Raw genomic sequence first — 23,071 nt, 5'->3', positions numbered from 1 at the left:
GCCCCGCCCCTCGCGGCGCTCGCCGCAGCCAATGTCGGAGGCCACTCGTAGCCTGTGAATGTCACATTCACTAGCAATCCGGGAGGATGCCATGACCACCAACCGCACCGTACACGCCGTCTGGTTTCAGTCCGTCGACCCCGAGGAGGCCTGCATCGGCGGATGCCAGTGGCACCCCGACACCGCGCAGATCGACCGGTTCATCGAGTCGGAGCGCGCCTGGCGCAACGAGGTCGACTTCGAGTACCTGCGCAAGACCCTCACCCTGCCCGACACGATCCTGCCCGGCCTGGCCGTCGACCAGCTGACCGAGGCGCAGCGCGCCGACGTCACCGACTGGGTCGACTCGCTCACGGGCGAGGTCGCATGGGATCGCCGCGTCGTGCTGCTGGGCAGCACCCACCCCGGCGGCGAGCGGCGCCGGATCGACGCCGAGCTGGCAGCCGCACGAGGCTGACACCCCAACGCTGGGCCCCGCCGACGAACGCGGGGCTCAGCCCAGCCCGTCCAGTTTGTCCAGACGGGTCGCGACATCCTCTGCCCAAATGTTCTTCGACGGCCAGGAGCGCACCAACGCCTCGGTCGACTCCGGGAGTGTGTAGTCCCGACCTCCGGGATATACGCCACGTCCGCCATCGGCGTGAGCGCTCAGAATGTTGCCGTCACGGTCAAGCCACACGACAGGCCAGTAGTCGACGAGAGTGTCGTCCTCCGAGTCGACGTCGAAGTGGACCGAGTAGTCTCCCTCCCTTCCGACGCAAATGGCACTCGGCGTGACGGCATAGCTCATCTGTCTTGGGGTATTCCAGGGGAACGCCTTGGGGAATGTCTCGAGCAGCGCAGAGTACATCTCTTGGGTGGGCAGCGGGCGGGCGATGATGGCCCTCACCTGATCCATGAGCGCACGCGCATCATCGACCGTGGGCCCCTCCACGGACACCGCTAACCCGCGCTTCATGCCCGACGCGATCTCGGTCTCGAAGTATGGGCCGGGATAGCTGCGCCCCTCGAAGGGTCGCTCGTCATAGAAGCGCTCAAACGCGCCGAGCTCCACGTCCTCAAACCTGTCTGCCCTCATGGCCGAGAGCGTACACAGGCCAGCGGTAGCAACCTAGATCCCCGGAGAAGTCAACGCCAGCGAGACCCGTGTGCAGCAGCCCCGCCACCCTCTCATCAACCGCCTGCCCTCATCGCTTCCGGTTCGCGAACGGCCAGCGACCATACACGTCGGCGAACGCGGCACGGTATCGGACTTCCACGTCCTCGGCAGATTCCCCCGGCGTCGTCAGCCACGCGACGAGCAGCTCGTCTTGATCGGCCAGCTGCCAGATCGAACGCCCGCCCTGGTGGCTGGCGCCCTTCCGCGCGAACTGTCCCAGCCGCTTGCGCAGCCCGCCCACCTTCGCCTCTGCCTTGCCGATGTACACCACCGGCGTCCCCGGCACCCACCGCGACGCGAGGTCGTCCAACGGGTAGGTAGACCCCGCCCGCGCTCGCGTCAGCTCGAGCAGCTCCGGCGACGCCGACGCCGGACGCAGCACCACATAGATCCCCGCCTCAGTCGGCACCCCCGCGGCCGCAAGATTCGCGAACGGAACGAACCCCACGAATCCCACCGCCTCGAAGGAGGCCCGATCCCACACGGCCGGCATCCGCAGCCCGCCCACCGCCCCAGTGCGATCCGTCGTCGTCATCGACGCATCGTCTCACAGCCCCACCATCGACGTCGGCGATCGTCAATGTCGGAGGCCTCCCGTAGCCTGTGAATGTCACATTCACTAGCAATCGAGGAGGACACCATGGGTGCCACATCCACTCACAAGACGGCCGGCGTCAGCGTCCGCGACTACTTCGCGGACTACTTCACCAACGCCACGATCATCGCCAGCGGCACCCGCCGCGACCCCGACTACGTCGGCGGGAGCTACGACTGGCCCTTCGAGTTCTATGCCGCGGTGTGCTACGACGAGGGCCACCCGCACGCCGGGGAGGTCTTCGCGTTCGTCGTGCTCTATTCCGTCGCCCCGTCCAGCTACTACAACTTCACGTACAAGGACATGGACGAGACGGTCGGCCCCGGCGCCGTCCACGCTCCCCGCCGCGTGCTCGAGGCACTCACCCCGACCGATCACGAGTACGCGAAGCAGTGGCGCACGGCGTGCTGGGCGAACCTCGAGCTCGAGGAGGCCAAGCCCCGCGTCCGCCGCGGTGACCGCATCCGCTTCGCGGAGGCCTTCACGTTCGGAGGCGGGCTCCAGACCACCGCGGCGACCGTCTTCGAGGTCGTCGAGCGCGACGTGCTCCGCGTGATCGACCACCACGGCGTGCGAGTGCGCATCCCCCGCTGGCGCGCTCGCAGCTACGCGCTCGCCGCAGCCAGCTGAGCGAGTGCGGGGCGCCCCACACAGGGACGCCCCGCACTCCTCACCGCGCAGCTGCTCACGCGCCGGGGCGCCTGCGCCAGTGACCGGCGATCTCCCGTCCTGCGCGAGTGTGCTCCGGCACCCAGACCATGCCCCGCCCATCCGGGAGCGCGACAGGCTTGACCAGCCCATCCAGGGACTCCTCGAGCATCAGCGCCGCCGTGTGGCGATCGCCACCCGCGGCAAGGTACTCCCGGCCCCCTGCGGCGTCGAAGACCCGCTGACGCAGCTCCGCGGGCGCGTCGATGCTGTCTCCCCGCAGTCGCCGCGCGACGGCATCCATCCGAACCTCTTCACGGATCTTCGCCACCATGGCTGCGCCCGTCGTCAGCTTCCGCCGGAACCGCGACAGCTGCGCATCCCGTCGACGCGCCAATGGCGACTTCGAGCGCCACGCCTCGAGCGCCGCCTGATCCAGCGGTGTGTACTCCGCCATGACCCGCTTCCGCGCGCTCGCCGCCCGGTCCCGCTCGAAGAACTCCCGCGACTCTGCCTCATGCGTCCGCCGCTCTGCTGCCGGGGACCGACGCACGCGCTTTGCCGGCAACCCCAACGACTTGAGGCGGCGAGCCAACCGCTTCGACTCACGGTTGGACTGCAGCGCCCGCTCATACACATCCGGGTTCTCAGCCCGATACTGCCGCTGCCACTCGGTCAGACGGTCACGGTTGCGCTGCTGCCAGTCCCGCGCCGACGCCTTCACCTTCTCCGGGCTCTGATCTCGGCGCTGTCTCGCCCTGGCCAGCACCGCCTCACGGTTGCGCTCGTAGTAGCGCCGCGAGTACTCCGCCGTCTTCTCCGGGTGCTCCGCATGCCACCGCCGGATCGTCTCGCGCTTGCGCTCAGAATTGGCCTCGGTCCACCGCCGCACCCGCTCGCGGTCCTTCTCGCGCCGCTCCTTCTGCGCTCGCATCTTCCGCGACCGCTCACGCATGTACTCCCGGTTTTTCCGGTTCACTTCATCCCGGTTCTCAGCGTGATACTGCGCCCGGTACGCGCGGATCTCCTCGCGATGCTCTTCGCGATAGCGCCTCTTGTACTCACGCTCTCGCTCTGCCGCGGCGCTCGCCGCGGCATCCTGTCCTTGGTCGGCGCGCTTCGCCTGTTGACGGGCCTGCCCCGCGCGCAGCCATGCCGCGTGTGGGTCTGGTGCTCCGCCATTCGATCGCGCCGACGTGTCGTCGACGCCGGCGGACATTACGAGTCCGCGGGCGCCAGCTCGAGCAAGATCTGGAACAGGGCGTACCGGTGAGCTGTCGGGTTGGTGATCGCCAGGCCGACCGCCTCTCGCAGCGGGGCGCGTTGCTCATCGGTCAGGTCGGTCACCGGCTCGAGGCACCAGTCAACGTCGGTGTCGACGGTGTAGTCGGGCTCGTCGATGTGGATCTCTGGGTAGTACGAGATCGCCGCCAGCCCCACGCGCTGCAGGACATCGTCTACCTCTTCGCGACTCGGCATCGCTCCTCCTCTCGTCGCGGGCTTGTGCCCGTCTGAGGGGTATAGGCCGCATCCCGGCGTCTTCGCGGACACAGAGTGCCCTCGCTCGCTCGCCGGCGCAATGTCGGACCCCCACCGTAGCCTATGAATGTCACATTCACCACCTACCAGGGAGGACACCATGAAACTCACCCTCAACTTCGGCCACCGCCAGGAAGAGATCGACCTGGGCGAACCCGACGCCCGCGACGGACTGTTCGACAACGGCGAGATCGGCGCCTACGCCGGGAACATCTACCTTTACGTCGACGGCCGAGAGTACGGATCGCTGTTCATCCACCACGACGACCAGGGCCCGATCATCGAGCTCGGCCAGCTCGACGAGACCGCCGACGAGTGGGTGACCCGTGCCGCGCTGCGCGCGCTGCCGGCACACGTCGCGCAGCCGCTCGAGAGCGCCGGCGCATGACCGGCCACGAGGGCGGCTCCCGGACGGTTGGCCGATGGTACGTCGAGGTCAGCCCGCTCGGCGTGATCGCCGGCCCCCTCGAATCCGGGGCCACCTACACCACGACCGCCATCCGGTTCCCCATCGGATGGCGCGTCGGGAAGGTGTGGAGCAACGGCGTCGCATCCGGCCCCGCCGATCTCTTCGGCATCCCCCGTCGCGTCGTCAGTGCCGCGGCCGGCATCGCCAAACAGATGCACTAGCCAGCTGGGGGCGGCGGCGACTCCGTCGCCCCCAGCGACGCAGTCGCGATGTCCCCGTGCGATGTCCGACCCCCTCCCTAGGCTGTGAATGTCACATTCACTAACCAACGATCCGGGAGGACACCATGGCAACCACCAACCAGTACCCGTCCGGCGTCGCGGACTGGGCCGCCATCTGCGCCTGGATCCACGAGAACCGCCCCGACCTCTGGGAAGGGCTCGGCCCCACTGACGAGGATCGCGCACCCGCGCACGCCGGCCAGATCACTGTAGGTTCCCGCTCGAGATGGCGGATAACCCCAGGGATTCCACGCTAGTTGGCGGTGGTCCCGGACTCAGGATTCCACGGGAAATGGCGGATTCCTACACCGCTCTCTGACGCGCCGACCCTGTCTGGTCAGCGGCCTGTCACGGCGGCGAGAGCGCTGGAGGTCACTGCAGCTGGCCGAGCTCGAGCATCTCACCGTCGAGGAAGAACGTCGGAGGGGAATGCTGAAGCTTCGGTTGACTCTGGGACTGCCAATGACCCCACCACGAACGGATGCTCGCGGTCTCACTGTCACCGTTCCAGCACGACGGCGAGGCCTTGACCCACGCCGATGCAGATCGCCACGACGGCGACGCCGCCTCCGCGTCGCGCAAGCTCATGCGCGGCATGCCCGAGAATGCGGCCCCCCGAAGCGCCCAGCGGATGGCCGATGGCCAGCGCTCCGCCGTGGATGTTGACCCGCTCAGGATCAAGTTCAGGCCACCCGGCGACGCATGCGAGCGACTGTGAAGCGAACGCCTCGTTGAGCTCGACCACGTCGACATCGGCCCAGGACCGGCCGGCGCGTGCGAGCGCCTTGTTCGCCGCCTCGATCGGCGCGATCGGGAACAGATGCGGATCGACGCCATGCGCCCCGCGTCCCGCAATCCGCGCGAGTGGCTCGCCGGGCAGCGCACCCTCCGCGGCGATCAGAACGGCGGAAGCGCCGTCGTTGATCGGCGAGGAGTTGCCGGCGGTGACGGTGCCTTCGCCGTCGCGCGCGAACAGCGGAGTAAGCCCGGCGAGCTTGTCCACGGAAGTGTCGTCCCGGATGCCCTCGTCGCGTGCCAGGTCGGCCCCTGGCACGTGCACGATCTCGCCATCGTAGACCCCGTCAGCCCACGCTTTAGCTGCCAGCCGGTGAGAGCGCACGGCGAACTCGTCCTGGGCATCTCGGGAGATTCCCCACTCTCGGGCGATCTTCTCCGCCGATTCTCCATTGGAGATGGTCCACTGCTTCGGCAGCTTCGGGTTGGTCATCCGCCACCCGATGGAGGTGTTCCACAGTGTCTGGTTACCGACCGCCGGCCACGGCCTCGGCGACTTCTCCACGATGAACGGCGCCCGGCTCATCGACTCCACTCCGCCGGCGAGCACGAGACCGGCGTCGCCGGTCTCGACAGCGCGGGCGGCCTGGATCACCGCTTCCAGCGACGACGAGCAGAGTCGGTTGACGGTCACGCCGGTGACACTGGTGGGGAAGCCTGCCAGCAGCGCCCCGAAACGGGCGACGTCGCGGTTGTCCTCTCCTGCTTGGTTCGCATCGCCGAAGATCACGTCATCGATGCGCGCGGGGTCGAGGCCCATGCGCGCGACGGTCGCCTTCATGACGACTGCGGCGAGATCGTCGGGCCGGATGCCGCTGAGCGCGCCACCCGCCCGCCCGAAGGGGGTGCGGACAGCATCGTAGACAAAGCTCGCGGTCATGGCGGGCTCCCTTCCGTGGTCGGCCGAGGGTCAGGCGAACGCCGATATTCCGGTGATCTGGCGCCCGATGATGAGCGACTGGATGAAGTCGGTTCCCTCATACGTGTGGACGACTTCCATGTCGGTGAGGTGGCGGGCGACGTGGTTCTCCAGAAGGAGTCCGTTGCCGCCGAGGAGGTCACGGGCATCCCGGCAGAGTGCACGCGCGTGCTCGCCGGTGAACATCTTCGCGAGCGAGGCCTGTTCGTTCGTCAGTCGGCCTTCATCCTGCAGGGTGGCTGTGCGGAAGCAGAGCAGCTGCATCGCGGTGAGATCGGCGAGCATGTTGGCCAGCTTGTTCTGCACCAGCTGGTAGCTCGCGATGGGCTTGCCGAACTGGACGCGCTCCTGGACGTAGGCCGCTGCCGCCTCGTACGCGGCGAGTGCGTGCCCGAGCGCCTCCCACGCGACGGTGCTGCGGGTGCGATTGAGGATCGCGGAGACGTCCCGAAAGGAGCTCGACTTCGCGAGCTTGTTCCCGGCAGGGATCCGCAGTCCGGAGATCTCGATGTGCGCCTGCTGGATCGCGCGTTTGGCGATCTTCCCGGTGATCGCCTCGGCCTCATATCCGTCGGGGTATCCTCCATCGGCATTCTTCTCAAGGACGAATGCCTTCACCTTCGAGTCTGCGGTGTCGCGTGCCCAGATGATGACGATGTCGGCGACATGGCCGAGGCCGATCCACCGCTTGGCACCGTCGATCACATAGACGTCTCCTTCGCGGCGGGCTGTGGTTTCCAGCGCAACGGAGTCTGATCCGTGCTCGGGCTCGGTCAGCGCGAACGCGCCGAGCTTGCGGAGGGCTGCCATTTCGGGCAGCCAGCGCTGCTTCTGCTCGTCGTCGCCGAGCAGTGCGATGCTGCCCATCGCGAGTCCCGAGTGCACGGCATTGAGCGTGTTCACACTGCCGTCGCCGCGTGACAGTTCCATCGCGACGAGGCCGGTCTGCAGTCGGGTCAGTCCCGGGCAGCCGTAGCCCTGGATCGCGGTGCCCACGATTCCCAGCTCGCCCAGTGCGGGGAGGATCTGGTAAGGGAAGTCCGCTAACTCCCAGTACTCGTTGATAACTGGCAGGACCTCGGAATCCACGAATCCGCGCACACGTGTGATGAGATTGCGGTCGTCGTCGCCGAGAAGATCACCGATCTGATAAAAGTCCGTATCCACCGGATGTGCCGCCTTCGTGATCGTCATCTCTCAGCGTCCCTCTTTCCGAATCGCCGGGACGGTAACCCGATCGCCGACGTGGTCTTCATCGTCTTCCGCGACTTGCAGCCACCGTCGGACCGCCTCGCCATCCTGGTCGAGTGCAGGAGGCGCGGCGCGGTAACTCGCGGGGGTGCGGGAGAACGTTATGGGGTTGCGAATGGTGGGCACCGCGTGGTCGCCGGTGCCGGCCGCGACGCTGGGCTCCAGGCCGATCTTCGCAGCGAACTCGACGCCTCCACGGACATCCAGGACCGGCGCACACGGGACCTGCAACGGGCTGAAGATGTCGAACCACTCCCATGCGGTCTTGGTGACCAGCCGCGCTGTCAGCAGCGGGCGCAGGGCGTCTCGGTGCGCGCTGCGGTCTGCGTTGGACGCGAAGCGAGTGTCTGCGGCCAGCTGCGGCAGCCCGATGGCGTCGCAGAACGTAGCGAACTGCGCGTCGTTGCCGATCGCGAGCACCAGTTCCCCGTCATGGGTGCGAAACGGTGCGTAGGGGTAGATACTGGGGTGGTCATTGCCCATCCGGGTCGGAGACTGCCCGCTCAGCAGAAACCCGCCGGTCTGGTTGACCATGCCCGACAATGCGGAGGACAGCAGGTTCAGTTCGACGTGCTGTCCCTCTCCCGAGCGCTGTCGGTGGTAAAGGGCGGAGGTGATCGCGATGCACGTGTGCAACCCGGTGATCACATCGAACACCGCGACGCCCGCGCGGAACCCTTCCGTGTTCGGCGCGCCGGTCACGCTCATCAGTCCAGACAGCGCCTGTGCGAGCAGGTCGTAACCGGCGAGCCCCGCGCCTCCCGCGGTACCGAAGCCGGTGATCGACGCATAGATCACACTGGGGTTCTCCCGCTTGACGGACTCGTAGTCCAAGCCGAATCGCCGGAGCCCGCCGGGTTTGAAGTTCTCTGTGACCACATCGGCTCGGGCCGCGAGACGCTGTGCGAGGACAAGGTCATCGGGGTTGCGGAAGTCCAGCACCACAGACTGCTTGTTCCTGTTAATGGAGAGGAAGTAGGTCGACTCGCCTCGGTACTCCGGTGGCCGGTAGCTGCGTGTCTCGTCCCCTAGCGGACTCTCCACCTTGATGACCGTCGCCCCGAGGTCCGCGAGCAGCATCGTGCAGTAGGGGCCAGCGAGTACCCGGCCGAAATCCGCGACCAGGAGACCCTCGAAAGGACCACCGGCCACGTCCTGCACCGTCCGGCCATCCGGGAGCGAGCTCTTCATCATCGGGAACACCTCAGTCGTCGTGTTCGTCCAGACTCCCAGCAGCCGTTTATGTCCGTCCAATACCTGATCAGGCACGTATTGATGCTCTAATCTCATGAAACGAGGGCTGTTCCAGAACGGCACACTCGAGGCTCCCCATTTCGACGCCACCCTGGTGGTGTCGAGGCGATGGGGCCGGGAGCGGCCCGCGCCTGGGCGTGATCAGCAATGAGGCTAAGGAGAACCCATGGGTAGCAGGCTTGCAGGCAAGGTCGCGATCGTCACCGGCGCGGCGAACGGGATGGGGCGCGCACATGTGCGCCGCCTCGCCCAGGAAGGGGCGAGCGTCCTCGCCACCGACGTCGACTCGGCCGGGCTCGAGCACACCGTCGCCGAAGCGAACCGTGACGGCGGGACGGTCGTGGGGCTGGAGCAGGATGTCGCGATCGCGGCGAGGTGGGACGAGATCGTGGCAGAAGCCGAGCAGCGTTTCGGCCGGCTCGACATTCTGGTCAACAACGCGGGGGTGCTCATCCTCAAGCCCGTCGAGGAGACCACAGAGGAGGAGTGGGACCTCATCTTCCGCATCAACGCCAAGGGTGTCTTCCTCGGCACCAAGGCCGCGGTGCCTGCTCTGGTCCGCGCAGGCGGGGGATCGATCGTGAACATCTCGTCGATCTACGGCATCATCGGCGCACCGAGCGCCGCCGCGTACGAGGCGTCAAAGGGCGCCGTCCGGCTGCTGACCAAGGCCAGCGCGGTGGACCTGGCCAAGTACGGCATCCGGGTGAACTCTGTGCATCCCGGTGTCATCGCCACCCCCATGACCACGGGGCTGCTGGCGACGCCGGAGTCGACGAAAGCCGTGCTGTCCACGACGATCCTCGACCGGCCCGGCCAGCCCGAGGAAGTCTCGAACGTCGTACTCTTCCTCGCCTCGGACGAGGCTTCCTTCGTCACCGGCGCCGAGTATGTCGTGGACGGAGGCTACACCGCGCAGTGATCCCGGTCGGCCGGGGTCTGTTGTGTCGACCCCGGCCGATTCATCCAGTCATGCGCGCCAATCCACCTTCGATCGGTACGGAATATGCAATAATCCCTGGATGGATCTGCAGCAGCTGCGCACCTTCCTCGCCGTCGCCGAGGAACTGCACTTCGGACGGGCAGCCGAGCGCCTGCATATGGCGCAGCCGCCGATCAGCCGCGGCATCCAGCAGCTGGAGCGGGAGTTGGGTGCGCGGCTGTTCGAGCGGAGCACCCGCAAGGTAACGCTGACCTCGGTGGGCGAGGCCCTCGTCGCCCCCGCCCAGGAGGTCCTGGACGCGCTGGACCGGGTGAGCAGGGTCGCCCGCGCAGCCGGGACGGGCGAGATCGGTCACGTCCGTCTGGCGTACGCGGGTGCGTCCTCCAACGTGATGGTCGGATTGCTCGCCCGAGCGGTCAACCAGAACCACCCAGGCATCCACCTCGAGCTGCTCAGTCAGCACTTCGCCCAACCGGCGATGCAGCTGCTCACCCGCGGCGACATCGACATCGCCCTCGGCAGGTGGGACCACATTCCCGCCGCCGTGCGCACCCGCGTGATCGCTGTCGAGGAACTCGTCATCGCCGTCCCGGAGACCCACCGTCTAGCCGACGCCGGTGCCGTGTCGATCGCGCAGTTCGAGGGTGAGCCGTTCGTGTCGCTCCAACCGCAGACCGGCACGTTGCTGCTGGAGCGGCTGCGACAGATGAGTAGAGCCGCCGGGTTCAACGCCGATGTCGTCCAGCACGCACCGGACTCGTGGACGCTGATGTCCCTCGTCTCCGCCGAGATCGGCTGCTCATTGACCCTGTCCTCGGTGATCGACAGCATCGCCGACCCGCACTTGCGCTTCCTGCGCCTGACCGACGACGTCGCACCTGTCGAGCTGCGGATGGCGTGGCTGCGCGACAGCGACGACCGTGCCTTGCACGCCGTGCTCCGGTTGTCCGAATCCGTCCTCCCGACGCCGCAGGACTAAGGGTCGCCAGGTATCAATCCGCCTGCCATTTGGTATTGGAGAGAATCAGAACGAAGTGGAAGCGTGGAGTCCACTGTGCGTATATCAACGGCGAGGACAACCATGCACGCGTTCGCGATCTTCCAAGACGACCACACCGTGACCGATGTGGAACTGCCGACACCAACGCCCGAGGGCACCGAAGTGCTCCTCCGCGTGGTTCGCTCCGGGGTGTGCCACACCGACATGCACCTGCGTGAGGGGTACTACGACCTCGGCAGCCGGGGACGTCTGAATCTGATCGACCGGGGCGTCACCTACCCGCTTGTCCTCGGCCATGAGGTCGTGGGCGTCGTCGAAGCGACCGGCCCCGACGCCGACGGGGTCTCGCCGGGTGAGCATCGCCTTGTCTACCCATGGATCGGCGACGGATCCTGCGACGCATGCCAGGCAGGTCACGAGAACCTGTGCCCCTCGCCCCGCAACCTCGGCGTCGCCCGCCACGGCGGGTATGCCGAGTTCATCCTCGTCCCGCATCCCCGTTACCTCCTTGACGTCACCGGGATCGAAGAGCGGTGGGCCGCAACTCTCGCCTGCTCCGGCCTGACCGCCTACAGTGCCGCGCGCAAGGCCCTTCCGGCCACCGCGTCCGATCCGGTCGTGGTGATAGGCGCCGGCGGTGTCGGGTTGATGGCGATCGCCACGCTGCGCGCGCTCGGCCACGAAGCAGTCCTCGCGGTGGACCTGCAGGAGCGCAATCTGGAACTGGCGCGGCAGCTCGGAGCGACCACGACGATCTCCGCCCGCCAGGAAGACCTTGCCGCCGCCATCGTCGCCGGCGCCGGTGGGCCGGTCGCGGCGATCGTGGACTTCGTCAACAACTCCACAACAGCTCCCGCTGCGTTCGCCGCGCTCCGCAAGGGCGGAACGATGGTTCAGGTCGGGCTGTTCGGCGGAGAGCTGGTCATCCCCACCGCGTTGCTCACTCTGAAGATCATCACCATCCGCGGAAGCTTCGTCGGGTCCCTCGGCGAGCTCGAGGAGCTCGTCGGGCTCGCGCGGCGCGGCGCGCTCCCGCATCTCCCGATCATCGACGGGGAGTTGTCTGCGACGGCGGTGCAGGATGCGCTGGACCGGCTCGCCGCGGGCGGCGTGCCCGGCCGGATCGTGCTCAGCGCGTGACCGCGCCGGGCGTCCAGCCGGCCACGACTCACGCGTAGTCGAAGAAGCCGCGTCCCGTCTTGCGTCCCAGCTCCCCGGCCGCGACCTTGTCGCGGAGGATCTGCGGCGGGGCGAACCGCTCGCCGAGCGTCTCATAGAGGTATTCGGCGATCCCGAGACGCACGTCCAGCCCGACAAGATCGGAGGTGCGCAACGGACCTGTCGCGTGACGGTATCCCAGCACCATCGCCGTGTCGATGTCCTCGGCGCTGGCCACCCCCTCTTCGAGCATCCGCATCGCTTCCAGCGCGATTGCCGCGCCCAGGCGGGAGCTCGCGAAGCCGGGCGCGTCGTTGACGACGATCGGGGTCTTCCCCAGCGATGTCACCCATTGCTCCGCCCGTTGCCGCAGGTCCGGGTCGGTCGACGGCGTCAGCACGATCTCGACGAGTGACGAGGGCGGCACCGGGTTGAAGAAGTGCAGTCCGCACACGCGCTCCGGCCTTGCGAGCTGCGCCGCGAGCCTTGTCACCGACAACGATGAGGTATTCGTGGCCAGCCACGCCGACTCCTCCACGATCCCCTCTGCTCTCTGCATCGCCTCGACCTTGAGTGCGAATGTCTCTGGGACAGCTTCGATCACGAGCTCGGCATTCCGCAGCGCCTCGTAGTCGGCGCTGGCCGCGACGCGGCCGGCGATTGCGTCGACGTCGACCGAGGCATCCCGCTCCGCGGCCTTGCGGATCCCATCGGCCAACCGCGCGGCGGCCGCGCCCGCCGCTGCCGGGTCGCGTTCGATCACGGTGACCTGGGCGCCCGCCTGAGCGAATACCTGCGCGATACCGGCGCCCATGCGGCCGCCCCCGATCACGCCGACGGTGGAGGGAACAGTGATCATCGGGTCTCCTGAGAACGGTTGAGGAATCGGGTCATCAGCTGCGTCTTGGCGTCCGACTCGAACAGGATCGCCTGCGCGAGTTCGTCGACAAGGGGGTGGGCGTCCCGCGGCGCAGCGAGCACGCGCTTCGAGACGCGGAGGGCGAGCGGATCCTGGCCCGCGATCCGATCGGCGACTGTGTCCGCCGCAGCCGCTAACTGGTCGGGTGCATGCACCGAGGCCACCAACCCACACCGCAGCGCCTCCTCGGCGTCCAGCCGGCGCCCCGTGAACAGGATCTCCTTGGCCAGCGGCTCCCCCACCAGCTCGGCGAGCCGCCAGGTCGCCCCGGCCGCGGCCAGGATTCCGATCGCCGTCTCGGGGTTGCCGAACACGGCGCGGGTGGACGCGATCCGGATGTCGGCCGCGTACGCGAGTTCCGCACCGCCCCCGATCGCGAACCCGTCGACCGCGGCGATCACCGGCATAGGCAGCCGCGCGATACGGGTGAACAGCCCGGAGTTGATGCCGGCCAGCGCTTCGTCGCGGCCGCGCTCGAGCAGCTGCCGGATGTCTGCGCCAGCCGCGAACACACCCCGTTCGGGCGTGGAGGTTCCGGTGAGAATCAGGATGCGGGGCTCTCGCTCCAGGCTCGTGCATACCGCGTGAAGTTCGTCGACCATGTCGTCGTTGATCGCGTTTCGCACGTCAGGACGGTTCAGTTCGACGTGAAGCCGGTCCGCGCCCTCGCGGAGTATCAGAGTGGTCACCGTCCCAGCCTCCCATCACCGATCAATGCGCGTCCAATACCCGATCCACGTACATCTGATGCGCCATCGTCATCAATCTGGACCGGGATCAGTATTGGACGAACTCGGCCACGGCGCGACAGGCTGAGAGGGCAGTACCGCGCCAGACGACCGCCGATCTGGGCGGGCGTGGCCCGTGAGACGCACGACAGCAATGAAGCGAGGAGACCACGATGGGTGCATACCGGACCATCAACCCAGCCACCGGTCAGACGGTCGCCGAGTACGCCGTGATCGGCGATGCGGACGTGGCCGACATCGTCGCCCGCTCGCACACGGCCTACCGCAAGTACCGGGAGCTGCCGCTCGCCGAACGGACGGGGATCCTGGCACGCGCGGCGCAGCTGCACCGGGACCGCATTGATGAACTGAGCGCGCTGCTGACACTCGAGGTCGGCAAACCCGTCACGCAGGCCCGCGGGGAAGTCGAGCTGGTCGCCTCGATCTACCAGTACTACGCCGACCACGCCGAAGCGTTCCTCGCCGACGAGACCCTCGACATCGTCGGCGGAGGGGAAGCGCTCGTCCGCACCGAGCCGATCGGGCCGCTGTTGGGGATCATGCCGTGGAACTTCCCCTACTACCAGGTGGCCCGGTTTGTCGCCCCCAACCTCGCACTGGGCAACACGATCATCCTCAAACACGCCCGCAACTGCCCGCAGTCCGCCCTCGCCATCGAACGCGTGCTCCACGATGCCGGGCTTCCGGCCGACGCGTACATCAACGCGTTCGTAGACAGCCGCCAGATTGCCGGCATCATCGCCGACCCGCGCGTGCAAGGGGTGTCGCTGACCGGCTCCGAGAAGGCGGGCTCGGCTGTCGGCGAGGTGGCCGGCAGGCATATGAAGAAGGTCGTCCTCGAGCTGGGCGGCTCGGACCCGTTCATCGTCCTGGAGGATGCTGACGTCGACGCGGCCGTGGCAGCCGGCGTACGCGGCCGCATCGCCAACGGCGGCCAGGCGTGCACGGCATCCAAGCGGTTCATTGTCGTGGATGCCGTCTACGACGAGTTCTCTCGGAAGTTCATCGACGCGATCACGAAGATCATCCCCGACGACCCCACGGACCCCGACACGTTCCTCGGCCCGTTGGCGTCCGCGGATGCCGGAGATGAGCTCGAGGAGCTCGTCGAGGACGCGGTCGCCAAGGGCGCCACCCTGCACATCGCCCCCGGTGCACGCCGAGAGGGCGCCTTCTACCCGCCCAGCGTGCTCACCGGGGTCACCCCGCTGATGCGAGCCTACGAGGAGGAGCTGTTCGGACCGACCGCGGTCGTGTACCGGGTGCCCTCCCCGCAGGCCGCGGTCGCCCTGGCCAACGAGTCGCCCTTCGGGCTGTCCAGCAGCGTCTTCACGCAGGATCCTCTGGCAGCCGCGCAGATCGCCCGCGAACTGGAGGTCGGGATGGTGTGGATCAACAGCACCAGCCGCAGCGCACCGGACCTCCCCTTCGGCGGCGTGAAGCGCTCCGGCGTCGGACGCGAGCTCGCCCGGTACGGCATGGACGAGTTCGCGAACAAGAAGCTCATCCGAACCCCCGCCTGATATCCCCGTGTAACGCCTCCGCCGCGCCGAGTACGCAACTGCGAATCCAGGCCTCCCTGGTCGGCAGGCGGGGGCGCTGTTTTCAGGAGATCAGGGTGTTCTGCCCGTCGAAACCGTACGCGCGCAGTTTCCGGTACAGCGTTGTGCGCCCGATACCGAGGATCTCCGCTGCGCGCGAACGGTTTCCGTCCGCTTCCCGCAGCGCCGCATCGATCGCCCGGTACTCGGATGCGGCGATGCCGCGCAGCTGGCGGGCACGTGTGCGCATCTCGGCGGACAGAAGGTCGACGTCCAGGATGGTGCCGACGGGGCGGTACGCCACCATCGCGGCAATCAGAACCCGCAGCTCCGAGGCGCCACCAGGCCAGTCCCACCGGGAAAGCGCCTGCAGCAGAGCAGGGCTCAGTGTCACCGAGTGCTCCTGAGCGAGTCTCACGGCCAGGCCGATGACACGGTCTGGGTCATCGCGCAGCGCTGGGAGGTCGAGTCGCGGCCCCCGGCGGCCCAGGTAACTGAAGACGACGCCAGTCGGGTCGTCTGCGACACAGAACACGACCCGGGCGGACCGGATGGGATCTGCCGCGCCAGCCAATTGCTGCAGGACCGGGAAGTCTGCGTCGGTCAAAGACTCGACGCTGCGGACGACCACCGACGTGCCTGTGCTCAGCGCGTGCGCCGCCGTGGCCACGGCCCCCGGTTCCCGAAATGCCGGGGCGTCGATGACGACCGGGTCGTGGCGGTCGCGTTCGCGCAGCCAGAGCTGGGCGAGAAGCGTCTTCCCGCTGTCGCGGGGACCGTGGATCGCGATGCACCCGCTGGTGCGACCGAGCACGTCGAGGTGCGCGGCAAGGCGGGAGAGCCGGGTGGGTTCCGGCGCTGCGGTCGGCTCGTCCTCGGGCAGTTCAACGAGGTAGATGCTCTCGCCTGCCCGATTCACGATGCGGCGGGCAGTGCTCGGCCGACCCGCGAGCAGGACGGACGCGACACCCCCCTGCCACTGGTGAGCCTGCAACTCGTCCCACAGCGTCACGTGCCGCTCGGCCGAGAGCATCGGCAACGCGCCCGTCGAGGCGAGCACGCCTCCTCGACTGATGGCAAGCACGCGGTGGCGGGCGGTGCCGTCCGCGAACCGGGCCAGCAGCGCCTGCAACTCCGGCGGTGCGGTGTTCAGGAGCGCGTCCTGGAGGTCGCGAGCGGCCTGCTTCGCGATCGCGAGCATCGCGGGATGGGATGCCCCGACTGGAGAGGCGAGGGCGAGCGAGCCGATGACCCGCTGCGAGAGGGGGTCGTGGATGGGGGCGCCGGCGCAGGCGAGGGTCTGCAGCCGGTCGTTGACGTGCTCGGCGCCGCGCACGAACACTGCGGATCTTTCCTCCATCGCCGTTCCGAGTCCGTTCGTGCCCAGCGCGGACTCCGAGAATTCGAATCCTTCGGCGGCGGACACCTTGTCGAGCCGTCTCGCGTGGCTCGGGTCGCCTACCTTTCGGGCGAGGATCCGTCCGGATCGGTCGCTGACCAGCAGCGCGACACGCATGTCAGCGAGTGATTCCGCCCATCGCGCCAGGACGGTCTCAGCGGTGTCCTGGAAGCGTCCCGCCGGTTCGGAGAACGGGTGGTAAGCAGGAGTCGCAGTCGGATCGTAGCCGCCACCGGTGGTGAACGAGCGACGCCAACTGCGCTCGATCCACGGAGGGACGTTCAGCGTGCGGGGAGTGAGACCGTGCGCGCCGACGCCAGCTTCGAGAAGGCGTTCACGAGCCTGCCGCACGCTCGCGGCGGAGTAGGTGTCGATGGACATAGCTGGGACCTCGCGTCATTGCAAGTGGTCACACCCAGTATCCGCCTCCCTATTGGAACCCGCCAATACCTGGTCCGCTGTGGATCCATCCTCTGTGCGCATGAGTCCATGGTGGTGGGGAAGCCGGTCGCGTTCGTAGGTGATGTCGGTGTAGCCGTGAGGAATGGGCTGGCCGTGGTCATCGAGGCCGACGAAGACGATCTTCTCGATCGTGAGAATGCGTTCACGAGTGATCATGTTGCGCACCTCGGCGCGCATCGTGAGGGAGGTGCGCCCGAACGCGGTGGCGCGCAGTCCCATCTCGATCAGATCGCCTTGTCGCGCGGAACTGACGAAGTCGATCTCGGAGATGTACTTGGTGACCGCCCGGGAGTTTCCGAGCTGGATGATGGCGTAGATCGCGGCCTCTTCATCGATCCAGCGCAGCAGGCTGCCGCCGAACAGGGTGCCGTGCGCGTTCAGGTCCTCGGGACGGACCCAGCGGCGTGACCGGAATGTGACGTCTGCTGACATGGAGTCGCTCATAGGACGACCGTAGGCCGGGAAGCACACTCCCGGCCTACGGTTACCGTCGATCAGGCCGGGACGGGCTGTCCGATGCTGAATCCTTCGAAGTCCTTCGCCTGGATATCCGAGAGGAGGCCGCGGTAGGCGCCTAGGCCGCCGAGGTAGAACATCACGGCGTGCTTCTTGCCGGGGATGTTCGCCCCGAAGATCCACGAGTCGGTCTTGGGGAACAGCGTGTAGTTCGCGATCGTCGTGCAGGTCTCGGTCCATTCGTCCTCGACCTGCTGCGACACCTCGATGAGCCCGCCTCTCCGCTCCGCCTCGGTCACCAGGGTCGTGATGAACTCGACCTGCGCCTCGATGCTGGGCACCAGGTTGGTGAACGGCCCGTTGGGGCCGAGGATCATGAACATGTTCGGGAATCCGGCCGTCATGATGCCGAGGAAGCTGGTCGGAGCGTCGGCCCAGTGCTCGTCGACGCTCACCCCTCCGCGCCCGCGGATGTCGATGCGGCGGTAGTTGCCGTCGACCGCGTCGAACCCGGTAGCCAGCACGAGCACATCCAGCTCGTGCTCCACGCCGTCCGCGGTCTTCACGCCTCGCGGGGTGATCTCGACGATCGGGTTCTCCTTGATCGACACCAGCTTCACGTTGTCCTGGTTGTACACGTCGTAGTAGCCCTGGTTGCACAGCGGCCGCTTCGCATACGGCTGGGTCGGGGTGAGCAGTCGCGCCGTCTCCGGGTCCTTGACCGTCTCGGCGATCTTGCGGCGGATGAACGCAGCGGCTGCCTCGTTCGACTCCGGGCTGATGGCGATGTCGTTGAACGTGCCGAACATGAAATAGAATCCGTTGCCTCGGTCCCATGCCGCCTGGAACACGCGCTCCCGCTCGGCCTCGTCGACATCGGTGGCCGCGACGGTGGACTCCTCGAACCCGAAGGCGACGCCGGAGTTTCGGACCTGCTCCCAGATCTCCGGGAACCGGGACTTGTATCCGTCCACCTCCCCCGGGCCGACCGGTCCGTTGCCGGAGGGGACGCTGTACTGCGCCGAGCGCTGGAACACGGTCAGGTGCGACACCTGCTTGGCCGCGGCGACGATGAACTGTGTTCCGGTCGAGCCAGTGCCGATGACCCCCACCCGCTTGCCCTCGATCGACAGGTCCTCCGGCCACTCCGCGGTGTGCACGAGGCGGCCTTCAAACGAGTCGATCCCGGGGATGTCGGGGATGTTGGTTGCTGCGAGCAGCCCCAGCGCCGTCACCACGTATCGGGCCGTGAAGGATTCTCCGGCGGAGGTGCCGACCGTCCAGGTGTTGGTGGCTTCGTCGAAGACGATCGACGTGACTTCGGTGTTCAACTGGAAGTCCTTGCGGAGGTCGTACCGGTCGACGACGGTCTCGAGATAGCTGAGGATGTCGGGCTGGTCGATGTACTTTCGGGCCCAGTCCCACTCCTGCAGCAGTTCGTCATCGAACGAGTATCGGTAGAAGGGGCTCTCCGTGTCGGACATGGCGCCGGGGTACCGGTTCCAGTACCAGGTGCCTCCGATGCCGGCGCCCTTCTCGAACCCGCGGACGCGCAGGCCGAGCTTGTCGCGCAGTGTGTGCAGCTGGTAGATGCCGCCGAATCCGGCGCCGACGACGATCGCGTCGAGGTCCGTGGTCTGTGTGGATGTCATGGTGCAACTCCTTCGTTGAATGAGGTGGGTGGGGGTGCTGCAGGTCAGTGGCGAAGCCACTGGCCGATCGCCGCAAGCTCCGCGTCGACGTCCGCGTCGCGGCCAGCCAGGAACGGGTAGACGTGCTGCTGTCCTTCGGCGACATGCAGGGTGACGTCAACGCCGGCGCCCTTGGCGCGCTCTGCCACGCGGATGGCATTGTCGACCAACGACTCGACCGAACCGGCGTTGACGTACAGCGGGGGGAACCCGGTGAAATCCGCGTAGAGCGGGTTCGCGAGCGGCGCCGACGGGCTGGTGGTCTCCCCCAGCACGCCGGCGATCATGCCCTCCAGGAGCGGCACGGAGATCAGCGCGTCGGTCGCATCGTTGGTGACCAGCGTCGCGCCGCGGTTCTCCATGTCCAGCCACGGGGAGAACGCGATGACGTGCCCGGGCAGCGGCCGTCCCTTCGCCTTCAACGCCAACGGGATGGCGATGGCGAGATTGCCTCCCGCCGAGTCGCCGATGGTGGTGACGTCCTCGGGGTGGACCCCCCGCTCCAGCAGGGCCTCGAACGCCGCGACCCCGTCGTCTACCTGGGCGGGGTGCGGGTGCTCGGGCGCGCGACGGTAGTCCAGCACGAACGCTGTTACCCCGGCCGCCTTCGCGACGTGCGCGGCGAGCTTCCGGTGGCTGGCCGCAGAGCCGACGGCGAACCCGCCGCCGTGCGTGTAGAGGAGGACCTTGGAGCGATCGGCTCCGGCCGGGAACGCCCAGATGCCGGGCACGCCGCCGACCGTCTCCTCCTTGTAGGTGACATTTTCCGGTTCGATGGTCGGCTGGTGCCATTCATCGAAGATGCTGCGGAACAGCCGCATGTCCAGCTCGTGGGTGGCCATGAGCTCGGACCAGCCCAGATACAGATCACGCAGGGCGCTCGGGACGACTGCGGTCGCGGTGGATGACGAGGACATCGCATAACTCCTTCGTTGATGCTCGGCGCCTGCAGGAACTAGGCGACCACTCGGTGGATGAGCTCTACTCTCAGGGAGGATTCCGCCACAGCGCTGTGCCGATTTGGAACAGCTCACCCGGGTTGCCCGGTGACCACGACAGAGATCGGCTCCGGCGCACGGCATGATCAGGATCCAGCGCACGAACGAGACCGGATCGGGCACGGTGCCAGACGATCAGCGCCGCCACGACGAGAGTCGCGGCGGTCACCGCCATTGCTCCGACCCAGCCGCTCTGCGTGAAGACCGTCGCCAGGACGAGACCGACAGCCGGGATTCCATCTCCACGGAGAGCGACGGCAGCACACGCCGGACGGCGAAGATCTACTCACCGCCACCGTCTCCGCTTCCGACGACGACGACAGCTTCGGCTTCTACTCCCGGCCCACCAAGGCCCACATCATCGCCGCCGGCATCCGCCGCACCGCATGAACGAGCGCCTCATGAACAGCCGCACCAGCCTCACCATCTACCCCGCCCACGACGAGCAAACCCTGCTCCCGCCGACGCCGATCCTCGTCGACGAGCACTACTTCGTCCGCGCCGGGCTCGAGCAACTCCCCGCCCGCCTCATCGGGTTCAGCCCCGCCGGCGCGCTCGCCATCACGGCGTGGGTTCACGACGTGTTCCGTGCCCCGGAGCTCGCACGCGACCTGTACCCGACTTTCATCATCGCCGGTCGCGTCCAGGCATATCCGATCCCCGCCGCCAGGGTCACCGTGCGCGAGCCCGCCGGCGTCGTCCAGGTCGTGATCACCGACCCTCGCGGCAAGAGATACCGGCCATACCTCGGCGAGGACCGCGACATTGCCGACCGCATCGCCGCGGCCTGGGGCTCCCACCGCGGATACTCCGCCACCGTCCAACCGATCACCTGACAATCACGAACGGAGACACCATGCGCTGCTTGATGTGCGAAGAGCCCACCACGATGTACATCCCCTCGGACGACGTCGACGGCATCGGGCTGCATAGCTGCGGTGTCTGCGGGTTCGAGATCGAAGGCCCCCGCGACGAACCCGCGCATGTCGCCGACCATCGGAAGCTCACTGCAACGACGACCTCGACGACGACGGTTGCGGTCGCCCTGCAACCTCTCTAGTATCAGTGAATGTCACATTCACTACTAACGATTGACCTGAGGGAGTCCACTCATGGGTGAAGCCGCATCGACCGTCACCGAGGAAGTCGTCTACGTCGGCCGTAAGGCCGCGGGCAACGGGAAGCTCGCGCACTGGTATCGCGCGCTCGTCGACGGCGAGCTCTCCGACAAAGAGATCGGCTCCTACAAGCCGTACACAGCCGCGCCAGTGGGGGCGATCGTCACGATCAACCGCCCCGCGGACGAGCCGACCATGCTCTACACGAGCGGCCAGTACGCGCCACGGATCACGGGCGCCTACGCCGACACTGCGGCGACCGACGAGTGGCGGGTGACCGATCAGGCCGAAGCGCAGCGGGACGCGAACGAGCGGCGCGTCAAGCGGGATCTCGACGGGCTGCCCGCGGAGTTCACCGCAGCGCTGGACACCCTCGGTGCCCACTTCTCACGCCTCAACTCGCCCCAGCGGGCGGCGCTGTTGACGCTGGTCACCGCGAAGCTTCTGCGCTACTGAGGCCGACCGTCATGTCTACCCTCGACCTGCTCGACGACAGCTTCCCGCACGGCACCCCGAACGGATACCGCCGCGGATGCCGCACCGCCGCCTGCCCCGCGCTCATCCCCTGCCGCACCGTACACACCCGCTACGTCGGGGACTTCTCTTTCGCGAGGCTGTTCGACGCTGGCACCCCGCTCACCGAGATCCTCGAGCGCGACGCTGCCGCGCGCGACGAGGCACGACAGAGCGACAAGAACGCCGCACGCAAAGAGCGCGACGCGGCGGCAATGGCCGCGCGACCCCGACGCGCGAAGCCGACCCCGACACCGCGGGCGAAGCGTGCGGCGGCGCCCAAGCCCGCACGTCAGCCCCACCCCGCGCAGGACTCGCACCCACGCCCGTCGACGCCGGCAGCCCCGCGGACTCGCACCCACGCCGGCTACCAATGGATCGACAAAGCCCGCGCCGCGGCCGCGCAGCTACCCGTGGATCTCGCCGGCACCTTCACCCAGGCAGTCGACCGCTACGAAGCCGAACTCGATCGGCACGTCGACGAGCTCGCACAGGGGCGCGATGAGCAGCGAGATCTCCGCGACCGGTTGCGCGCTGCGACCGAGACCCTCAAGACGGCCACCATCGCCGCCGGCAGCGGCCTCTCGGTCGGCGGCGTGATCGAGCGTGCCCTGCACAACGCGACCGTTCAACACCAGGCCGCGACCGACGCTCTTGCCGCTCACGCCCGCCCCACACCGCCGGCCAAGCCGCGCATGCCGAGGCCACGCGGGGAAACCCCGCGACGCACACCGCAGCCGAGGCAGCTGCAGCCCCATGGGACCAATGCCTGCCGGGCGCGCGGCTGCGACAGGCCCGAGTGCATCGAAGCGGGACGCGAGTATCACCGCCAGTGGATGGCGAACCGGAAGGCGCAGGCCATCCCGCTCGAGCACCACGGCACGGCCTACGGCTACCAGCTCGGCTGCAAGGACCGCGACCACTGCCCGGCCGAAACCTCGTGCGCGGATGCCTCGCTGGCCGAAGAGCGGCGCCGCCGGCGTGAAGCCGGCATCGCCCCGCAAGCTCCGCGCGTACCCGCCGAGCCCGTCCGTCAACACGTCCGCCAGCTCATGGCCTCCGGCATGACCGTCATCGAAATCGCCGACAGCGCACAAGCCTCCAAGAGCGGCGTGAAGATCCTCCTCTACGGCCGCTCCGGCGCGCGCAAAGGCGAGCTGCCGCGCGAGATCGAAGCGGAAAAGGCGCAGCGTCTCCTCGCCCTGCAGCCGGCCACCGCAGCACCCGAGCTCGCACGCTCCGCCTGACCCGCGACACCGACGCCAAGAAGGCTC

The 23,071-nt window shown here is 67.7% G+C and carries 26 protein-coding genes; 12 read left to right on the top strand and 14 right to left on the bottom strand.

Annotated elements, in window-relative coordinates:
* Positions 1–91 precede the first annotated feature (91 nt).
* The gene (locus AB0O87_RS14930; protein WP_234001583.1) at positions 92–457 is read left to right on the top strand and encodes a hypothetical protein; all 366 of its coding nucleotides are present in this window, start codon (positions 92–94) and stop codon (positions 455–457) included.
* Between the two features lie 36 nt (positions 458–493).
* On the opposite strand, the gene AB0O87_RS14925 is transcribed toward AB0O87_RS14930, so the two are convergent.
* Both AB0O87_RS14925 and AB0O87_RS14920 read right to left on the bottom strand, forming a co-directional pair.
* The gene (locus AB0O87_RS14925; RefSeq protein WP_234001584.1) at positions 494–1,078 is read right to left on the bottom strand and encodes a hypothetical protein; all 585 of its coding nucleotides are present in this window, start codon (positions 1,076–1,078) and stop codon (positions 494–496) included.
* Between the two features lie 109 nt (positions 1,079–1,187).
* The gene (locus AB0O87_RS14920) at positions 1,188–1,694 is read right to left on the bottom strand and encodes a hypothetical protein (protein ID WP_363517650.1); all 507 of its coding nucleotides are present in this window, start codon (positions 1,692–1,694) and stop codon (positions 1,188–1,190) included.
* A 105-nt stretch (positions 1,695–1,799) separates the two neighbouring features.
* On the opposite strand from AB0O87_RS14920, the gene AB0O87_RS14915 reads away from it, so the two are divergent.
* Positions 1,800–2,384 (top strand): hypothetical protein, encoded by a 585-nt coding sequence (locus AB0O87_RS14915; protein WP_234001587.1) that lies wholly within the window; start codon positions 1,800–1,802, stop codon positions 2,382–2,384.
* Positions 2,385–2,439: 55 nt separating this feature from the next.
* On the opposite strand, the gene AB0O87_RS14910 is transcribed toward AB0O87_RS14915, so the two are convergent.
* Both AB0O87_RS14910 and AB0O87_RS14905 read right to left on the bottom strand, forming a co-directional pair.
* Positions 2,440–3,621 carry a hypothetical protein gene (locus AB0O87_RS14910; RefSeq protein WP_234001588.1) on the bottom strand — a complete coding sequence of 394 codons (1,182 nt, stop codon included), beginning with the start codon at positions 3,619–3,621 and terminating at the stop codon, positions 2,440–2,442.
* Positions 3,621–3,881, bottom strand: a complete 261-nt coding sequence (locus AB0O87_RS14905) for a hypothetical protein (protein ID WP_234001589.1) — start codon at positions 3,879–3,881, stop codon at positions 3,621–3,623. The genes AB0O87_RS14910 and AB0O87_RS14905 overlap by 1 nt, the downstream gene beginning before the upstream one ends.
* A gap of 160 nt (positions 3,882–4,041) precedes the next feature.
* Here AB0O87_RS14905 and AB0O87_RS14900 point away from each other — a divergent pair, with 160 nt between their 5' ends.
* On the top strand, positions 4,042–4,329 hold the full coding sequence (locus AB0O87_RS14900; protein ID WP_234001590.1) for a hypothetical protein: 288 nt from the start codon (positions 4,042–4,044) through the stop codon (positions 4,327–4,329).
* Positions 4,326–4,571 (top strand): hypothetical protein, encoded by a 246-nt coding sequence (locus tag AB0O87_RS14895; protein ID WP_234001591.1) that lies wholly within the window; start codon positions 4,326–4,328, stop codon positions 4,569–4,571. Before AB0O87_RS14900 ends, AB0O87_RS14895 begins: the two co-directional genes overlap by 4 nt.
* A gap of 559 nt (positions 4,572–5,130) precedes the next feature.
* Here the strand turns inward: AB0O87_RS14895 and AB0O87_RS14890 are convergent.
* The 3 genes from AB0O87_RS14890 to AB0O87_RS14880 are packed head-to-tail and all read right to left on the bottom strand — an operon-like array spanning position 5,131 to position 8,865.
* A complete protein-coding gene (locus AB0O87_RS14890) occupies positions 5,131–6,306 on the bottom strand; it encodes a thiolase family protein (protein ID WP_005055005.1) in 1,176 nt (391 codons plus the stop codon).
* 30 nt (positions 6,307–6,336) lie between these two features.
* A complete protein-coding gene (locus AB0O87_RS14885) occupies positions 6,337–7,539 on the bottom strand; it encodes an acyl-CoA dehydrogenase family protein (RefSeq protein ID WP_234001593.1) in 1,203 nt (400 codons plus the stop codon).
* Positions 7,540–7,542: 3 nt separating this feature from the next.
* Entirely contained in the window at positions 7,543–8,865 is a 1,323-nt protein-coding gene (locus AB0O87_RS14880) for a CoA transferase (protein WP_228179441.1), read from the bottom strand.
* Between the two features lie 151 nt (positions 8,866–9,016).
* Between AB0O87_RS14880 and AB0O87_RS14875 the strand changes: the two genes are divergently transcribed.
* The 3 genes from AB0O87_RS14875 to AB0O87_RS14865 all read left to right on the top strand — a co-directional run bounded on the left by AB0O87_RS14875 (position 9,017) and on the right by AB0O87_RS14865 (position 11,933).
* The gene (locus AB0O87_RS14875) at positions 9,017–9,772 is read left to right on the top strand and encodes a glucose 1-dehydrogenase (RefSeq protein WP_135950158.1); all 756 of its coding nucleotides are present in this window, start codon (positions 9,017–9,019) and stop codon (positions 9,770–9,772) included.
* A 100-nt stretch (positions 9,773–9,872) separates the two neighbouring features.
* On the top strand, positions 9,873–10,772 hold the full coding sequence (locus AB0O87_RS14870) for a LysR substrate-binding domain-containing protein (protein WP_135950159.1): 900 nt from the start codon (positions 9,873–9,875) through the stop codon (positions 10,770–10,772).
* Between the two features lie 102 nt (positions 10,773–10,874).
* Positions 10,875–11,933, top strand: coding sequence for an alcohol dehydrogenase (locus tag AB0O87_RS14865; protein ID WP_234001594.1), 1,059 nt, complete (start codon positions 10,875–10,877; stop codon positions 11,931–11,933).
* Positions 11,934–11,961: 28 nt separating this feature from the next.
* Here AB0O87_RS14865 and AB0O87_RS14860 read toward each other — a convergent pair whose 3' ends face one another.
* Together AB0O87_RS14860 and AB0O87_RS14855 are read right to left on the bottom strand one after the other, a co-directional pair.
* A complete protein-coding gene (locus AB0O87_RS14860; RefSeq protein ID WP_005054991.1) occupies positions 11,962–12,810 on the bottom strand; it encodes a 3-hydroxyacyl-CoA dehydrogenase family protein in 849 nt (282 codons plus the stop codon).
* The gene (locus AB0O87_RS14855; RefSeq protein ID WP_234001595.1) at positions 12,807–13,559 is read right to left on the bottom strand and encodes an enoyl-CoA hydratase/isomerase family protein; all 753 of its coding nucleotides are present in this window, start codon (positions 13,557–13,559) and stop codon (positions 12,807–12,809) included. Before AB0O87_RS14855 ends, AB0O87_RS14860 begins: the two co-directional genes overlap by 4 nt.
* A 212-nt stretch (positions 13,560–13,771) precedes the next feature.
* On the opposite strand from AB0O87_RS14855, the gene AB0O87_RS14850 reads away from it, so the two are divergent.
* On the top strand, positions 13,772–15,142 hold the full coding sequence (locus AB0O87_RS14850) for an NAD-dependent succinate-semialdehyde dehydrogenase (protein WP_234001596.1): 1,371 nt from the start codon (positions 13,772–13,774) through the stop codon (positions 15,140–15,142).
* Positions 15,143–15,224: 82 nt separating this feature from the next.
* Here the strand turns inward: AB0O87_RS14850 and AB0O87_RS14845 are convergent, their stop codons facing one another.
* The 5 genes from AB0O87_RS14845 to AB0O87_RS14825 form a co-directional block, all read right to left on the bottom strand.
* Positions 15,225–16,940: a helix-turn-helix domain-containing protein gene (locus tag AB0O87_RS14845; protein ID WP_234001597.1), complete on the bottom strand. Its 1,716-nt coding sequence runs from the start codon at positions 16,938–16,940 to the stop codon at positions 15,225–15,227.
* Between the two features lie 15 nt (positions 16,941–16,955).
* Positions 16,956–17,465 (bottom strand): hotdog domain-containing protein, encoded by a 510-nt coding sequence (locus AB0O87_RS14840; protein WP_308195142.1) that lies wholly within the window; start codon positions 17,463–17,465, stop codon positions 16,956–16,958.
* 50 nt (positions 17,466–17,515) lie between these two features.
* A complete protein-coding gene (locus AB0O87_RS14835; protein WP_234001598.1) occupies positions 17,516–19,129 on the bottom strand; it encodes an NAD(P)/FAD-dependent oxidoreductase in 1,614 nt (537 codons plus the stop codon).
* 44 nt (positions 19,130–19,173) lie between these two features.
* On the bottom strand, positions 19,174–20,085 hold the full coding sequence (locus tag AB0O87_RS14830) for an alpha/beta hydrolase (RefSeq protein WP_005054979.1): 912 nt from the start codon (positions 20,083–20,085) through the stop codon (positions 19,174–19,176).
* Between the two features lie 70 nt (positions 20,086–20,155).
* Positions 20,156–20,335, bottom strand: a complete 180-nt coding sequence (locus AB0O87_RS14825; protein ID WP_228179555.1) for a hypothetical protein — start codon at positions 20,333–20,335, stop codon at positions 20,156–20,158.
* 232 nt (positions 20,336–20,567) lie between these two features.
* Here AB0O87_RS14825 and AB0O87_RS14820 point away from each other — a divergent pair, with 232 nt between their 5' ends.
* From AB0O87_RS14820 to AB0O87_RS14805, 4 genes are read left to right on the top strand one after another with little or no spacing between them, the layout of a single operon-like run.
* Positions 20,568–21,002 (top strand): hypothetical protein, encoded by a 435-nt coding sequence (locus tag AB0O87_RS14820; RefSeq protein WP_101305219.1) that lies wholly within the window; start codon positions 20,568–20,570, stop codon positions 21,000–21,002.
* Positions 21,003–21,022: 20 nt separating this feature from the next.
* Complete coding sequence (locus AB0O87_RS14815) at positions 21,023–21,226, top strand: hypothetical protein (RefSeq protein WP_363517638.1); 204 nt, start codon at positions 21,023–21,025, stop codon at positions 21,224–21,226.
* Between the two features lie 52 nt (positions 21,227–21,278).
* The gene (locus AB0O87_RS14810) at positions 21,279–21,740 is read left to right on the top strand and encodes a hypothetical protein (protein WP_234001600.1); all 462 of its coding nucleotides are present in this window, start codon (positions 21,279–21,281) and stop codon (positions 21,738–21,740) included.
* 11 nt (positions 21,741–21,751) lie between these two features.
* The gene (locus tag AB0O87_RS14805) at positions 21,752–23,044 is read left to right on the top strand and encodes a hypothetical protein (protein WP_234001601.1); all 1,293 of its coding nucleotides are present in this window, start codon (positions 21,752–21,754) and stop codon (positions 23,042–23,044) included.
* The last annotated feature ends 27 nt before the right edge of the window (positions 23,045–23,071 follow it).

The organism is Microbacterium sp. NPDC076768 (assembly GCF_040687205.1).
Lineage (GTDB): Bacteria > Actinomycetota > Actinomycetes > Actinomycetales > Microbacteriaceae > Microbacterium.
Note: the sequence above shows the minus strand (reverse complement) of the source record. Positions and strands in the feature narration are given on the sequence as shown.

Coding starts and splice junctions, on each gene's coding strand:
- AB0O87_RS14930 (WP_234001583.1), top strand. CDS start 92: ATGACCACCAACCGCACCGTACACGCCGTCTGGTTTCAGTCCGTCGAC.
- AB0O87_RS14925 (WP_234001584.1), bottom strand. CDS start 1,078: ATGAGGGCAGACAGGTTTGAGGACGTGGAGCTCGGCGCGTTTGAGCGC.
- AB0O87_RS14920 (WP_363517650.1), bottom strand. CDS start 1,694: ATGACGACGACGGATCGCACTGGGGCGGTGGGCGGGCTGCGGATGCCG.
- AB0O87_RS14915 (WP_234001587.1), top strand. CDS start 1,800: ATGGGTGCCACATCCACTCACAAGACGGCCGGCGTCAGCGTCCGCGAC.
- AB0O87_RS14910 (WP_234001588.1), bottom strand. CDS start 3,621: ATGTCCGCCGGCGTCGACGACACGTCGGCGCGATCGAATGGCGGAGCA.
- AB0O87_RS14905 (WP_234001589.1), bottom strand. CDS start 3,881: ATGCCGAGTCGCGAAGAGGTAGACGATGTCCTGCAGCGCGTGGGGCTG.
- AB0O87_RS14900 (WP_234001590.1), top strand. CDS start 4,042: ATGAAACTCACCCTCAACTTCGGCCACCGCCAGGAAGAGATCGACCTG.
- AB0O87_RS14895 (WP_234001591.1), top strand. CDS start 4,326: ATGACCGGCCACGAGGGCGGCTCCCGGACGGTTGGCCGATGGTACGTC.
- AB0O87_RS14890 (WP_005055005.1), bottom strand. CDS start 6,306: ATGACCGCGAGCTTTGTCTACGATGCTGTCCGCACCCCCTTCGGGCGG.
- AB0O87_RS14885 (WP_234001593.1), bottom strand. CDS start 7,539: ATGACGATCACGAAGGCGGCACATCCGGTGGATACGGACTTTTATCAG.
- AB0O87_RS14875 (WP_135950158.1), top strand. CDS start 9,017: ATGGGTAGCAGGCTTGCAGGCAAGGTCGCGATCGTCACCGGCGCGGCG.
- AB0O87_RS14870 (WP_135950159.1), top strand. CDS start 9,873: ATGGATCTGCAGCAGCTGCGCACCTTCCTCGCCGTCGCCGAGGAACTG.
- AB0O87_RS14865 (WP_234001594.1), top strand. CDS start 10,875: ATGCACGCGTTCGCGATCTTCCAAGACGACCACACCGTGACCGATGTG.
- AB0O87_RS14860 (WP_005054991.1), bottom strand. CDS start 12,810: ATGATCACTGTTCCCTCCACCGTCGGCGTGATCGGGGGCGGCCGCATG.
- AB0O87_RS14850 (WP_234001596.1), top strand. CDS start 13,772: ATGGGTGCATACCGGACCATCAACCCAGCCACCGGTCAGACGGTCGCC.
- AB0O87_RS14845 (WP_234001597.1), bottom strand. CDS start 16,940: ATGTCCATCGACACCTACTCCGCCGCGAGCGTGCGGCAGGCTCGTGAA.
- AB0O87_RS14840 (WP_308195142.1), bottom strand. CDS start 17,465: ATGAGCGACTCCATGTCAGCAGACGTCACATTCCGGTCACGCCGCTGG.
- AB0O87_RS14835 (WP_234001598.1), bottom strand. CDS start 19,129: ATGACATCCACACAGACCACGGACCTCGACGCGATCGTCGTCGGCGCC.
- AB0O87_RS14830 (WP_005054979.1), bottom strand. CDS start 20,085: ATGTCCTCGTCATCCACCGCGACCGCAGTCGTCCCGAGCGCCCTGCGT.
- AB0O87_RS14820 (WP_101305219.1), top strand. CDS start 20,568: ATGAACAGCCGCACCAGCCTCACCATCTACCCCGCCCACGACGAGCAA.
- AB0O87_RS14815 (WP_363517638.1), top strand. CDS start 21,023: ATGCGCTGCTTGATGTGCGAAGAGCCCACCACGATGTACATCCCCTCG.
- AB0O87_RS14810 (WP_234001600.1), top strand. CDS start 21,279: ATGGGTGAAGCCGCATCGACCGTCACCGAGGAAGTCGTCTACGTCGGC.
- AB0O87_RS14805 (WP_234001601.1), top strand. CDS start 21,752: ATGTCTACCCTCGACCTGCTCGACGACAGCTTCCCGCACGGCACCCCG.